Origin of the sequence: Bythopirellula goksoeyrii (assembly GCF_008065115.1) — a bacterium.
Taxonomy (GTDB): Bacteria; Planctomycetota; Planctomycetia; order Pirellulales; family Lacipirellulaceae; genus Bythopirellula; species Bythopirellula goksoeyrii.
Map to the genome: position 1 here is coordinate 2,632,306 of NZ_CP042913.1, position 13,767 is coordinate 2,646,072.

Consider the following 13,767-nt stretch of genomic DNA (forward strand, 5'->3'; position numbering starts at 1 on the left):
GGTTTGAGGAAGAACCATAAGTGGCCCCGTTTCTGTCCCAGTATATATGGACTTGGCTGGCGTACACAATCGCCGGGCTCGTGCATGTCGCGCTGATACTAAACCTCGTGGCGGTTGGTGCGCTCGTTTTTATCTGGTTGGAGCGTAAAATCTCCGGCCGCATCCAAGATCGGCTTGGTCCGACCCGCGTTGGTGGTAAGTTTGGCTGGTTGCAGACACTGGCCGACGGCATTAAGCTGCTGAGCAAGGAAGATCTGGCACCTGGGGGGGCAGATCACTTTCTGTTCAAGATCGCGCCTTATGTGAGCTTTTGTGCGTCGATCGCGGCATTTATCGCCATTCCCTTTGCCGGGGGCGAGTATCCCTGGATCGCTCAGCATTTGAATGTCGGCGTGTTCTTCGTGCTGGCCGTCATGGGGTTGGAAGTTTTTGGTGTGATTCTCGCAGGATATTCGTCCGCTTCTAAATGGTCGCTCTTCGGGGCGATGCGCGAAGCAGCCCAGGTGGTTAGCTTTGAAGTCCCGCTGGGTATGTGCGTGGTGGTGCCGGTGTTGATCGCAGGATCGCTGGATTTAGTTGTCATTGGAGACAGTCAGGCCGGTTGGTTTACTAACTGGATCGTCTTCCACGACCCTTTCACCTTTATTATCTTCTGGGTCTACTGCACCTGTGCCACAGCGAGCGTCAATCGGGCTCCCTTCGATTTGGCCGAGGCGGAAAGTGAATTGGTAGCAGGTTTTCATACGGAATACTCCGGACTCCGCTGGAGCTTTTTCTTCATGGCCGAATACGGCTCAATGTTCGCGGTGGGTCTCTTGGCTTCGATCCTGTTTCTGGGAGGTTGGCATGGTCCGATTCCAGTAACCGATTTCCTTGGAATCGTCTCCGAGAATGGTCCTTTCGTTGGCTACCTTGGCCAACTTATTGGCGCCGTGAATGTCATCGGCAAGGGTGTTATTGCCGTATGCGTGATGATGTGGATTCGCTGGACCCTGCCCCGTTTGCGAATTGATCAGGTGATGGCCACCGGCTTGAAATACTGTACTCCGATTGCCGCAGCAATGTTCCTGGGAGCCACCCTTTGGCAGCTTCAAATGCCTGGCAAGGCTTTCTTTGGGCTAATAGACCTACCAGCGTCGGTCTATGCCATCGGTGATGGTGGATCCGCCGATAAGAAGCAGCCTGAGGACGCCGTGAAGCCTTCAGAAGAGCAAGATCAGATCGCTCAAGCGACTCTAGCTGCCCCTAAACTCACTAGGAAAGGACTCTAGCGATGGATGCGATCTATTGGCCGTCGTTCTTCTTCTTTCTGTTTAGCGGCTTGGCCTGTGCGTTTGCGGTTGCCGTGTTGTTGTCGAGCAATATCGTGCGGATGGCCTTTTATCTGGTGTTATCTCTCGGTGCGACTGCGGGACTGATGTTCCTGGCCGGTGCCGAGTTTGTTGGTGCGATGCAATTGTTGATTTATGTCGGAGGCACGCTCGTGCTGTTGATCTTCGGCGTGATGCTAACTTCACAAGAGCGGTTTGTCGTAATGAAAACTTGGGCCGGCGATTGGGTGAAGGCTTTTCTCGCCGGTGGGGCACTTTTGTTTATTTTGACCTACGCTGCGTTTAGTATCCCTGAATGGCGCGGTATCGAACGTGCCGAAGCCGACGCCATTGTTGCTCAGCCCTCGGTGACACCCATCGCCATGGGGCTCTTGGGGGCTCGCACCGATGATCCGAGTCGTTCTGGATACCTCTTGCCCTTTGAAATCGTCTCGGTTCACTTGCTAGTCGTATTGATCGGAGCAGCTTACTTGGCTCGCGCGAAACGGTCCCGTAGCAACATTGAAAAGATTTGACCAAGAAGATGTTTAATCTACCACTTGCCAATATGCTGACCGAACCCGTGGGGGTCGCCCACTATGTGACCGTAGGGGCCATTCTGTTTATTTGTGGTGCCCTCTGCATGGCCACCAAGCGCAATGCCCTTGGTGTGCTGATGGGAGTTGAACTGGTACTCAACGGGGCCAACCTGAATTTTGTCGCCTTTGGCAGTCAGTATCTTCGCAATGATGCCAATTCACTTGGGCTTGATGGGCAACTGATGGCCCTGTTCGTGATTGTGCTGGCCGCCGCCGAGGCAGCGGTAGCTTTGGCAATCGCCTTGAATTTTTACAACAACCATGACTCGATCGACGTGGATCGCGCCGATCAGCTCCGCGGATAAGTAAACCTCTGAGTATGGATCCTACTACCACATTACCGGTTCTCTTGATGGCCGCCTGGCTTGTGCCGCTGGCGTCCTTCGTGTTGATCGTATTGTTCGGCAAATACATGGGCCCCCGCGGTATTGGGGCGGGCTATCTCTCCGTGCTGGCGATTGTCACGTCGGCCGTTTTCAGCCTGATCGCGATGTTCGGGGTCTGGTTACCCAACCACGACTTCCCAACCGCTCACGAACCGGAACATGGCGACGAAGCGGTCGCTTCAGCGACCGTGGAGCACAGCGATGCGAATGAGCACCACGCTGCCGATGAACATGACACTGCCCACCACGCCAACAACGACCACCCCGACTATTATGCTGGAGACTGGTATTCACTTGGTGAATTCGGTGATCTGAAGCTCACTATCGGTTACTACATCGATTCACTGACCGTAGCCATGTTCTGTATGGTGTCGGTGATTGCTTCCTGCGTGCATATCTATGCCCTGGGCTATATGCATGACGAACTGCACGAGCCGTATGTCGATCACGAGGTAACCCTCTCGAGCGGTGAGCACTTGCGGCGCAAGGGTCGGTTCTACCGCTTCTTCCAATACCTCTCACTGTTCTGCTTTAGCATGTTCGGGATCGTGATCGCGGGCAATGTAGCGATGGTGTTCGTGTTTTGGGAACTGGTCGGCATCTGCTCCTACTTCCTGATTGGCTTCTACATCGAACGACACAGCGCTTCGACTGCTGCGAACAAGGCATTCATCGTTAACCGTGTGGGCGACTTTGGCATGCTCATCGGCATGATGGCCCTTTGGGCCAGTGTGGGGACCTTCGCCTTCGGCGATATGAAGAACGACGCCGGCGAAGTAGAGCAAGGATTATTCAGCCTGCTTCGCCCCGAGGAAAATGAGTACCACCTCGCGCCACCCGCCGGTATGATCGCCGAACAAGAGCGCATGATCGAGGGCGACCCCAACTCAGCCCCAGGCGAGGCCGCATCAGCGGCCGGAGATGAAAAGAGAAACACACAAGGCCAATGGCTTCTGTTCATCGCAGGCGTCGGAATCTTCTGCGGCTGCGTTGGCAAAAGTGCCCAGTTCCCGCTGCATGTCTGGCTCCCCGATGCGATGGAAGGCCCGACCCCAGTATCAGCCCTGGTCCACTCGGCCACGATGGTCGCGGCAGGCGTTTACTTGGTGGGTAGATTTTATCCTTGCTTCTCGCCCGAAGCACTGTTGGTCATCGCTTACATCGGCTGCGTTACTTTGTTTGTAGCTGCAACGATCGCGATCACGGCCACCGACATCAAGCGGGTGCTCGCGTACTCCACCGTGAGCCAGCTCGGCTACATGATGCTCTCACTGGGCCTGGGGGGATGGGTTGCAGGAATGTTCCACTTGATTACTCACGCCTTCTTCAAAGGCCTGTTGTTCATGTGCTCCGGCTCGGTGATACACGCCGTACATACGAATGATATGACTTTCATGGGTGGCTTGCGTAAGAAAATGCCGATCACGGCTTACACGATGCTCATTGGCTGTTTGGCAATTATCGGGGCCGGGTTTCCCTTGTCGTCTTACGGCTTGAGCGGCTACTACTCCAAGGACGCGATCATTGAGCAGGCCTGGAGTTTTGCCAGTGTCAATCCGCAACACGCAATTCTGAAGTGGGCCCCTGTTGGCGGCGCATTTATTACTGCGTTCTACATGTTCCGGCTGTGGTATCTGACTTTTGCCGGGAAGCCGCGCGATGAACATCGCTACGATCACGCTCATGAATCGCCCCGCGTAATGACCGGGCCGCTCGTTGTGTTGGCCTTCTTCGCACTGGGAATTGGCTGGCCCATCTTCCATGTCAACGATTTGCTCGAACAAGGCCGCCCTGTGGGAACGCTTGCCTCCACTCAGGGGGAGTTGCTAACCGGTTTGACGATTCCCAGTGAGCACGACAGCCATGTCCCCATCATCAAGACACCTGCCGGTATTGCTGCGTTCAGCACGGCGGCGGCTGGTGTACTTTTGGCGAGCATCATCTACCTCTGGCGGCTACTGAACCCCGACGAGCTCAAGGAGAGTTTCAAACCTTTGTGGGCTTTCCTGTGGAACAAGTGGTACTTTGACGAACTCTATGATTACTTGTTTGTTAAACCCACACTGTTCATCTCAAACTGCGCTTCGTGGTTTGACCGCAACATTATTGATTCGATCCTGCACACTGCCGCAGCGATTTGCAAAGCTTGCTCGAAAGTCGTCGACGCCTTATTCGATCAAACGGTCGTCGATGGCACGGTAAACACCTTTGCCAGCGGCACCTGGAATCTGGGGCTCTGGCTTCGCAAACTGCAAACAGGCAACCTGCGGCAATATGTGATGTTCATCGTCATCGGAACGGTGGCCCTGTTCGTAACGATCAGCATCGTCCAGGCATATTTTATTCCCACTAGTTGAATTAACCGGGGTCGGGGACGACCCGGCTCACCACTAACCATTAACCACTGACCACTATTATGACCCTCAGCGACCCGAAGGTTTATCTGAGCCTCTTGGTTTTCTTACCCGCCGTGGCGGCTTTGGTGTTGGCCATCCTGCCACGCTTGGCGGACGAATCGTACAAGCTAATCAGCCTGGCGGTGACCATTTTTGTGTTCATCCTGACGCTCGGATTTTTCCGTTCCGGGGCTCCCATCGATTTCGAGAAGGGGGTCGCCGAGATGCAGAATTTGTTCAATGTCGACTGGATTCCTTCTTTCGGCATTCAGTACTTCATGGCGATGGACGGCATCAGCTTCCCGCTGGTCGTACTCACGGCGTTCTTGTCGATTCTAGCTATGGGTGCTAGTTGGCCAATTACAAAGCATGTCAAAGGATATTGCATCCTGTTTCTCCTTTTGGAAACGGGCATGTTGGGCGTGTTCATGGCCCTCGATTTCTTCCTGTTCTATGTGTTCTGGGAGGTGATGCTGCTGCCGATGTACTTCCTCATCGGCGTATGGGGCGGTCCTCGGCGCGAATATGCGGCGATCAAGTTTTTCCTTTACACCTTGGTTGGCAGCGTGTTGATGCTAATCGCAATTCTGATGCTGTACTTCAATAGCGATCTGACGACTCTCGACGCTCAACAACTCGCTGATGCTGGGATTGTATCTGTCGAAAGTGGAGGAGATGTTGCACAGGCATTCTCCAAGTGGAAGTCGAGCGACGCTCCCCTGGCACAAAAATACACCGAGTACATCAAAGAAGCAGATCCCACTCAGCGTAAGCAGTTGCATACATTCAATATCTTGGCTCTCCAACAGATGGGCCAACACACGGATCTGTTCGACGGTGAAGCACTCTGGGGTAAGAGCACCCAATGGTGGGCCTTCTTGCTCTTGTTCATCGGCTTTGTGATCAAGGTCCCCAGTGTGCCACTGCACACTTGGTTGCCCGACGCGCACGTCGAAGCCCCCACGCCGATCTCCATGATCCTGGCCGGCATCCTGTTGAAAATGGGTGGCTACGGTATTATCCGAATCTGTTATCCCATCTGTCCCGATGCGGGCTACGAGATGGCTTACTTCGTCTGTTTTGTCGGCGTGCTGAGTATGGTTTACGGTGCCTTTGCCGCCCTCGCTCAAAAAGACTTTAAGCGGATGGTCGCTTACAGTTCCGTAAGTCACATGGGCTACGTCGTGCTGGGGCTCGGCGTATGGAGTGCCGTCGCGGATACGGGCTACAATCCGGACTACTGGAAGATGGGTGCCAATGGTGCCATGTTCCAGATGATTGCCCACGGCATTAGCTCGGCCGGGATGTTCTTTATGGTCGGTGTCATCTACGACCGCGTGCATCATCGCGATCTCGATAAGTTTGGCGGGCTGTTTGCTAAGATGCCCGTGTATAGTGGGTTGGCCGTTGGCATTTTCTTCGCTGGTTTGGGGCTACCCGGATTGTGTGGCTTTATCGGCGAAGTATTCGTCGTCTTGTCGGTTTGGAAATACAGTTATGCCCTGGCGATTATCTCTGCCGCGGTGGTGATCCTGACCGCCGGGTACATCCTGTGGGCCATTCAAAGGGTCTACCTGGGTGCAGAGTATAAAGGCCCCCATGGCGAAGCCCTCACCCCGATTACGATGCGGGAACTTTCGATCGCCGTACCACTGTTGGTTCTGGCCATCGTTTTTGGAGTCTATCCGACAGCACTTTTGAACTACATGCAGCCCTCAGTAGACATGCAAATAGATCGTTTGGCAGCCTGGACCGAGGAGCACGACAATCGAGCCACTGCCTCCAAGCCACTTGGCGCGGAAGATGGCCAGGTCGCCGACGCTCGCATACGTTAATTGAAATCGCAACGAAATAACCCCATTCAACTTTTTCGAATAGTAGCCAGAAACTGTGCAACCTGTGACCCTCCAACACGTCGTTGATTCGCTAGTCGGCAATACGCTCGAAGGAAGCCTGCCGTTTTTTCGGCCTGAGCTGGCCCTCTGTGTGACGATTGTCCTCTTGCTGTTTGTGCGTATTTTTAAAGGTGGGGAATACATTCCCTCCTTCTTTATCGCGCTACTGGGGTCGATCACCGCGCTTATTTTGGCGTTTCCTGTCGAGGGGATTGAGTCCTGGACGACCATGCCTCGGCAAGAAATCTTCACCGGCATGTTGGTTTACGACTCGCTCACGGCTTTTGTCCGCATTTTCTTGCTATCGTTTGTCGTGCTGTTCGTCATTCTTTCGCGGCTGACAGGGATTGCCGACTCCAAAGATGGTCAGGATTATTACGTCCTGGTATTGGGTGCCACGCTTGGCATGTGCATTATGGCCTCGGCCAACCACATGATGATGCTGTTCATGGGAGTGGAAATGGCGAGTGTGCCGTCCTTTGTGCTTGCGGGGATCGTAAAGGGTCGCCAACGCAGCAGTGAGGCCGCTCTCAAATACGTCATCTATGGAGCCGGTACGGCGGGGGTAATGCTCTACGGCATTAGTTTGCTCTGCGGCGTACTGGGCTCAGCACATTTGCCGACCATGGCGGCTAGTTTGACGGATCTTGATATCCCCAACCTACTAACCAGCGCCGAAGGTCGGTTGACCGTAATGGTGCTGGTACTGGGGGGATTAATGTTAGGAGTGGGGCTTGCATTTAAGCTCTCTGCATTCCCTTTTCATTTTTGGTGTCCCGATGTGTTTGAAGGTGCTTCGGCTGAAGTGGATGCTTTCTTGTCGGTAGCATCCAAGGCCGCCGCGTTAGTGCTGCTTCTGCGGGTAGGTGCCGGTTTGGGACTGACTACGGCAGAGATGCCCGTGGCCGACGGCGTAGATCGTCCCGCAGTGATCGCCGTGGCAACAGGTTCGAATGCCACTCCAACACATAACGCCGTGCTTGCCACCCAAGTTGCCGAGTCTAGCGATGCCACGCCGGTCGGAGGTGGCCCACTCTCTCCCGTGCGAAGGTTCTTCGTTGTGCTAGTCTCGATCATTGCCATCGTCACCTGCACTTTTGGCAATTTGGCTGCCTACGGTCAGACGAATATAAAGCGGATGTTGGCCTATTCCACGATCGCCCACGCGGGATTCATGATGATGGCCGTTGCAGCCGCGATTGCACTGGCGGGGCGCGACGTCGTCGAAGCCCGCACTGCGGTCTCGGCGTTGCTGTTGTACATCGCCTTGTATTTATTCATGAACCTCTCGGCATTTGCCATCATCGCGTTCTTGCGAAATGAGATGCTCAGCGAAGACATAGCCGACTACGCTGGCTTAATTCGCACTTCGCCATTAACGGCCGTGATGATGACCGCCGTCCTGGTAAGCTTAATCGGCCTGCCACCGCTTGCCGGCTTCTGGCCCAAACTACGAGTGTTACAATCGCTCTATATGGCCGGGGGTCCGTTGATGACCTTCGTTCTGGTTGCCGCTGCCCTCAACACTGCTATCGCGCTGGTGTATTATCTTCGCGTGGCTAAAACAATGTGTATTGATCCGGAGCCTGACACCCGTGGAGCGGTCTCACTCGGATTTCTCCCTGCAGCATACATCTTTGTAATTTCTGTGCCGGTGTTGATCTTTGGTATCCTTCCCGGTCCCCTGGCCGACTGGACCGATCTGGCCGTTTCCCAACTTTTTAGCTAATTGGTTCTCCCTCGGTACTCAAACACATGTCGCAGCTTTCCCTCTATCATCTGCTTAACCAATTGCTGGGCGTCGTGGGAAAATCATTTCCGCAATACATTCGCTACTCGCGACCGTATTTGCCCCCTGGGAGTGAAGCAATTAGCGAAACCATCGAGGCAATCGTCCACGATCAGGATGTCCTTGCCGAGCGAATTGGACAATTGTTGATTGATGCCGAAGCTCCTCTACGTTCAGGTGAATTTCCGATGGAATATACCGACACGCACGACTTGAGTATCGACTATCAACTCAAGGCGGCGATCGGTTATCAAGAGCAAGATATCGATTCGATTCGCGGTCTCATCGAGCAGTTGCAATCGTACCCTGAAGCAAAAGCTCTTGCGGAGGAAGCCCTCGGCATGGCGAAGGGGCATCTAGAGTCGCTGCAGGAAGTGGTGCCGGCGGGTAGTTCGGCTACTTGATATTCGCTTCTTGAAACACGTGAGATTCTTAGGCGCTGCCGACACTCGCGGGTGATTCCAAATCCAGACTGCGAGGATTGCGGGTTTTTATGGGGTAGTTCAACTTGCCTACATGAAACTTACCTCGGGTTTCGTTCGGCGCTGTCTTTCGCGGATCTCTGAAACATTTTTACAAACCTTCGAATGGACTCGCCAATTTCAGACGTGGTAGATAGAATAGAGTATCTCTTCACACCCGTCAGACTTTCGGGATCTTTTCGATGGATACTAAACTGCGTCGTTCTAACATTCGCTCGACCCAAGATGGTTTTACCCTTGTTGAACTCTTGGTGGTGATCGCCATCATAGGGGTGTTGGTGGCACTTCTGTTACCGGCCGTGCAGGCGGCCAGGGAATCTGCCCGCCGTACGCAATGCATCAATAATCTTCGCCAACTCGGACTGGGAATGCTCAACTTCGAGTCTGCCAAGGGAGTCTTTCCTACGGCTGGAGGAGCGGTGGAGCAGTTTTCCAATCCGGCCGATCTTGCAAAGGCAGCTTACGGCTACGAAAGTGCAAGTTGGATGTATCAGGTGCTTCCGTATATCGAACAACAGAACCTAGCTAATATGCGACGGGGAGATGGCAATCTCAACGCGGGCTTCGTCGATACTGGTCTCTCAGAGATTCCTGTGCCGACCTTTAACTGTCCAACGCGTTCGGGCCGCATCGCGACCATCGGGACCGATGTCTATGCCCTTGGCGACTATGCTGGCGTGATGGCAAGTTGGAATGATCCTGGGTGGGATGGGTTTCAATGGCAGGATACCGTTGCCCCGAAACCCACGGAGGAAGCTGTCGTGTGGACTGGCATCCTAAAGAAGGGTGGCCAAGTGAAAAACAATCAGAATCCTCCCCAGATTTGGAAATTCGGAGAAGTCGATTTTGCAGCGATTGAGGATGGCACTTCCAATACAATTCTCCTCGCCGAAAAATCGGTACAAAGTACTTTCTGGACTGTGCCAAACTCAAGTCCTTGGCCGTTTTGGGAAGTCTATGGTTATTATACCGGGGCCGATTGGCCTATCATGAGACAGTTCGGAGCATTGACCCAAGGCACTGCGAGTCCTTCTCCTGAAGTGCCTATTCGGGGTGACGACGAAAAACGTGGTGGCACACAGTCTCAAGAATTCGGATTCGGGTCAGCCCACCCTGGCATCATCAATTCTGTTTACGGCGACGGTTCGACGCATACTATCTCTGCTTCAGCCGATCTGCTGATCCTTGATCGGCTCGGAAAACGAGCCGATGGGTCGGTCGCATCACCGGAGGATTTGTAAGTGTTGCTATAGGTTACAGTTTACTCTGTTCTCCTCTACTTTCGGTCTCTAACACAAACTTATGAAAAGTAAGCCCACCCAGCCGAATAGACTTGCCTGTTGCCTCATGCTACTTGCTCTGCTCGGTGGTTGTCGCAGAGAGATTGATGTGAACGAGGCAATCGCCAAGGTCAACGAGAACAATATCCAGCGACTCGCGAATCTCTATTTCGCTTTCCAGATGAAGCACGATTGGCAAGGCCCCGCCGACGACGCTGAGTTCAAAGCCTTCCTTCGCTCTTACAATCCGCAGAAACTTACGAGAATTGGCATTGATCCCCACGCCATCGACGAGTTGTTCATCAACGAGCGCGACGGGGAGCCGTTCAAAATTCGCTACTCAGTCGTCGGCAGCGCTATGGGGAGTTCCGAACCCGTGATCTTCGAATCGGTCGGCGTCGATGGCAAACGCATGGTCGGTTTTCTGGACATGGTCCAACGCGAAGTCGACGATGCAGAATACGAGGAACTCTGGGCCGGCAAGATGAAGCCGGCAGAATTGAATCGCGATGCGATTCGCTAACGTTGAGGTTGGCTATCTTAGTTCCATCTCTCATCTCGGTGGATTGCCATCGTTGTCTTTCCACACATCTCGTTTCGCTTTAAGAAGTCGCTCCGTGTAAGACTCCTGGTTTTCAGGCTCAGGTTGCTGAGGAGGTTGTGGAGGTCTCTTTGATTGCGTCGATCTGCCTGTAGCTTCCGGGGACACGGGCGTCGAGCCAGTCGTACTCTCCGCGGTCCCCTCGAATCGGCTCGCCGAGCGTTGACGTTCGATCTGTTGACCGATCTCTTGTTTCTTGCTGCGCAAACGTCCGATTGTTTCGGGCACCGGGGCCTCGCGTTGGCGATGGAGCAACTTGTCGCGGATTCGCCCCAAGAAGGCGGTGAGCCAGAGGAAGTTGATCTGCACCCTGCGAACAAAAACATCGGCGAGAAATATGCAACTTCCGATCACAATCAGCCAGGGCCAGATCGACTGATTGGAAATTGCCGGCGGCAAGTCGCGGCGGAACGGATTCTCTTCGTCGGCGAGGTCCGCCTCGGTGGCCTTGAGGCCAGCTTCAACTAGAGTTCCGGGTGGGGTATCTTTGGGAGCAAGTTCTGCCAGAGTTCGCAACAGCGCCATGTTGGTTTGAAAATCGCGATATTCGGCGGAGTAGCCGACGTTCACGCCTGTGCGTATGGGGGCTTTTCCTGCTCCCGGGTTGATCACTACCAGATAGCTACCAGCCAGCTCCGACGGGAACTCGCCCGAGTAGCGGCCGGGTGCCGTTTGCTCGATGCGGAAGGGGATCGAGGTCATGTCAGGGGCCACCACCGTGCCGATAAGCGACTGATTGTTAAGAAACTCATCATCCTCTCCTAGCGCTGTGACGATCACCTGGGTTGAACCATCGCGGACATTAGTGGCAATATTAAAAGTCCCCGCGTCGTCGGTGGGGCGCATCGACCAGCGGACCAATTGGCTGAAGAACTTGTCGTAGTTGTCCCAACTGGTCCAATCGGCGGCCCAGCGTCTCCCAGCATCGGTGGTGAGAGCGGCGGCCTTGCCGGCGCCGTAGGTCCAGTTGGCCAGGACAGTCGCATTCTTCTCAGTAGCAGGTTGCGGAGAACGGAGAATCACTTCCACAAGAGGATTCTCTTTGACGGTTGTGAGCACAAAACCACTGATTGGCGGCACACCACCCTCGATGCCGTCGAGAATTTCGCTCTGCCCTACGATTAAAGGTTGCACCGGGGGCTTCGGTTCATATACCAACGGGCGAGCAATCCGCCGAGTTTCGCGCTGATAGATTTTGGGCAGCGCGTTGGCGCTCTTCACTTCGTAATACTTACCTCCAGTGAATGTAGCGATCTTCTGCATCTCCTGGCTGCCGAGCATTCCGTGCGAGCCGACTGCCACAGTGGTCACTTTCACTTGCTGCTGTTTAAGCAGGTTGAGTGTCGCCGTCGTCGGGGGAGTTGGATCGCCATCGCTGATGATAATCATGTGTTTCACTGCAGCGTCTTTGACCCCAGCAAAAGCGGTTGCTGCCATCTTCATCGCACCGTCGAAGGCTGGCATGTCGCCGATCGTCATTTGATCGACGCGCCCCAGCATCATCTTGCGATTTGGTCCGACGCGAATGAGGCCCCCCTGGCTGGCACCCCAGAGCCAACTATCGTTGCCATTCCATTGGACAAGTCCACAGTAGTCACGGCTGCCGAGCATCTTGATCGATTCGAAGGCGATCCGCTTTTGCCAATAGTTTGCCTGGGGCATTTCGCCGGCATGCATCATTAATACCAAGGCACCGACCGGGGTCACCTTGGCATTCTTAATTTCAAAATCGACAGGCATCGCCTTTTCCAACTCGGTGTTGGTCCAACCTCCCGCTCCGAACGTATCAGGTCCGCCGATCATGATCAGGCCACAACCCATCTCTCGAGTGTTGCGCTCTAGCATGCTGATCTGGTCATCGCTGAAGCTGGCCACATTGTCCGCGTCGGTGCCCGAGCTCCGCGAGACGTTTGCCAGGATGATCGAGTCATAGCGCTGTAGCTCAGCGAGCGAACTGAAGAGTCGATCGGTGGTGGTGACAGTCACCGTGATGTCTTCGCTGCGAAGGCGATCTACGAGAAAATCGAACTCGCCCTGTTTCTCCCAGTTCTCGATCAACAGGACATGCCCTTTTCCGCGCACGTGGGTAAATGCCGTGGCGGAGTTGTTCTGTATCATCCCGTCGGCATCCGGATCGTCCGGCGAAAAGCGGGCTTCATAAGTGTAGAAATCCGGCAGATCGATTTCCTCGGGCACGGTGAAAACTCGCTTCCCGGGTGCAATCTCCACATCTTGCTCGACAATCGGATCTTCCCGGTCGCCTGTCTTGCGAATGACGCGCAGTTTTCCTTTCACGGTTTGGGCGGATCCTTCCGGTACGTCATTGCGCATCACCACGCGCATCTGAAATGGCTGTCCCCGCCGGGCATTGGCCGGGATGTCGAGCTTTTCGACCGACACTTCACCTCGAGCCGAGAGCATCACCGGCACTACGTCAATGCTCACCCCGGTGGCTGATGCCGAGCGAGCCTCGCGCCGGGCATTGCCCAAATTTTCGTTGCCGTCTGAAAGTATCACAATTCGCTTGGCGGCATCGGCAGGAAACATGGCTTTTGCGCGCTGGATAGCCGTTGCCAAGTCTGTGTACTCGGGATCGAGCAGAACTTCGGTCCGAGTGGGGAGTGGAAGCTGCACATTCACCAGTGGCATCTCGACGGCCGCATCTTTGCCAAACACAATCACGGCATAGCGATCGTTGCGACTTTCGTCTTGATGATCCATGATCGAGTTGTTGACAAACTCGACCATCTCCTGCCGATCGTCGGTCGGAATGCTCAGCGATTGGTCCAGTAGATAAATGACTGTGAGTTGGTCATTGCGACGTTGATATTGGATGTCGGCCAGCGAGAGGACGATTGCCGTGAGTACCAGCGAACGAAACACGAGCGCGGCTAGTCGCCTCCAGTGACCGAGCCCCGAGAGACTGTCGTAGCTCCACCACCACAACAGCGGCAGAAGCAGCAACAAGAGCAAATAGGCGGGGCTGTCGAAGGTGAAACTATGTTGCCACATGTCTGCTTGTCTTTACG

The 13,767-nt window shown here is 54.4% G+C and carries 10 protein-coding genes; 9 read left to right on the forward strand and 1 reads right to left on the reverse strand.

Annotated features, from left to right (window positions below):
- Positions 1-20 precede the first annotated feature (20 nt).
- The 9 genes from nuoH (at position 21) to Pr1d_RS10445 (ending at position 10,660) form a co-directional block, all read left to right on the forward strand.
- Complete coding sequence (nuoH, locus tag Pr1d_RS10405) at positions 21-1,271, forward strand: NADH-quinone oxidoreductase subunit NuoH (RefSeq protein WP_148073463.1); 1,251 nt, start codon at positions 21-23, stop codon at positions 1,269-1,271.
- 2 nt (positions 1,272-1,273) lie between these two features.
- A complete protein-coding gene (locus Pr1d_RS10410; protein ID WP_148073464.1) occupies positions 1,274-1,846 on the forward strand; it encodes an NADH-quinone oxidoreductase subunit J family protein in 573 nt (190 codons plus the stop codon).
- A gap of 8 nt (positions 1,847-1,854) precedes the next feature.
- Positions 1,855-2,214: an NADH-quinone oxidoreductase subunit NuoK gene (nuoK, locus tag Pr1d_RS10415; protein WP_238476681.1), complete on the forward strand. Its 360-nt coding sequence runs from the start codon at positions 1,855-1,857 to the stop codon at positions 2,212-2,214.
- 14 nt (positions 2,215-2,228) lie between these two features.
- A complete protein-coding gene (nuoL, locus tag Pr1d_RS10420) occupies positions 2,229-4,652 on the forward strand; it encodes an NADH-quinone oxidoreductase subunit L (protein WP_148073465.1) in 2,424 nt (807 codons plus the stop codon).
- Positions 4,653-4,711: 59 nt separating this feature from the next.
- Positions 4,712-6,526, forward strand: a complete 1,815-nt coding sequence (locus Pr1d_RS10425; protein WP_148073466.1) for a complex I subunit 4 family protein — start codon at positions 4,712-4,714, stop codon at positions 6,524-6,526.
- A gap of 64 nt (positions 6,527-6,590) precedes the next feature.
- Positions 6,591-8,315 (forward strand): NADH-quinone oxidoreductase subunit N, encoded by a 1,725-nt coding sequence (locus Pr1d_RS10430; protein ID WP_148073467.1) that lies wholly within the window; start codon positions 6,591-6,593, stop codon positions 8,313-8,315.
- A 26-nt stretch (positions 8,316-8,341) separates the two neighbouring features.
- Positions 8,342-8,779: a hypothetical protein gene (locus Pr1d_RS10435; protein ID WP_148073468.1), complete on the forward strand. Its 438-nt coding sequence runs from the start codon at positions 8,342-8,344 to the stop codon at positions 8,777-8,779.
- Between the two features lie 260 nt (positions 8,780-9,039).
- Positions 9,040-10,098 carry a DUF1559 domain-containing protein gene (locus Pr1d_RS10440; protein WP_148076348.1) on the forward strand — a complete coding sequence of 353 codons (1,059 nt, stop codon included), beginning with the start codon at positions 9,040-9,042 and terminating at the stop codon, positions 10,096-10,098.
- A 61-nt stretch (positions 10,099-10,159) separates the two neighbouring features.
- Positions 10,160-10,660: a hypothetical protein gene (locus tag Pr1d_RS10445; RefSeq protein ID WP_148073469.1), complete on the forward strand. Its 501-nt coding sequence runs from the start codon at positions 10,160-10,162 to the stop codon at positions 10,658-10,660.
- A 30-nt stretch (positions 10,661-10,690) separates the two neighbouring features.
- Here the strand turns inward: Pr1d_RS10445 and Pr1d_RS10450 are convergent, their stop codons facing one another.
- On the reverse strand, positions 10,691-13,750 hold the full coding sequence (locus Pr1d_RS10450) for a VWA domain-containing protein (protein WP_148073470.1): 3,060 nt from the start codon (positions 13,748-13,750) through the stop codon (positions 10,691-10,693).
- Positions 13,751-13,767 lie beyond the last annotated feature (17 nt).

Bases quoted from the DNA above. Each gene is read 5' to 3' on its own strand.
- Pr1d_RS10410 (WP_148073464.1), top strand. From the start codon at position 1,274: ATGGATGCGATCTATTGGCCGTCGTTCTTCTTCTTTCTGTTTAGCGGC.
- nuoL (WP_148073465.1), top strand. From the start codon at position 2,229: ATGGATCCTACTACCACATTACCGGTTCTCTTGATGGCCGCCTGGCTT.
- nuoK (WP_238476681.1), top strand. From the start codon at position 1,855: ATGTTTAATCTACCACTTGCCAATATGCTGACCGAACCCGTGGGGGTC.
- Pr1d_RS10425 (WP_148073466.1), top strand. From the start codon at position 4,712: ATGACCCTCAGCGACCCGAAGGTTTATCTGAGCCTCTTGGTTTTCTTA.
- Pr1d_RS10440 (WP_148076348.1), top strand. From the start codon at position 9,040: ATGGATACTAAACTGCGTCGTTCTAACATTCGCTCGACCCAAGATGGT.
- Pr1d_RS10445 (WP_148073469.1), top strand. From the start codon at position 10,160: ATGAAAAGTAAGCCCACCCAGCCGAATAGACTTGCCTGTTGCCTCATG.
- Pr1d_RS10435 (WP_148073468.1), top strand. From the start codon at position 8,342: ATGTCGCAGCTTTCCCTCTATCATCTGCTTAACCAATTGCTGGGCGTC.
- Pr1d_RS10450 (WP_148073470.1), bottom strand. From the start codon at position 13,750: ATGTGGCAACATAGTTTCACCTTCGACAGCCCCGCCTATTTGCTCTTG.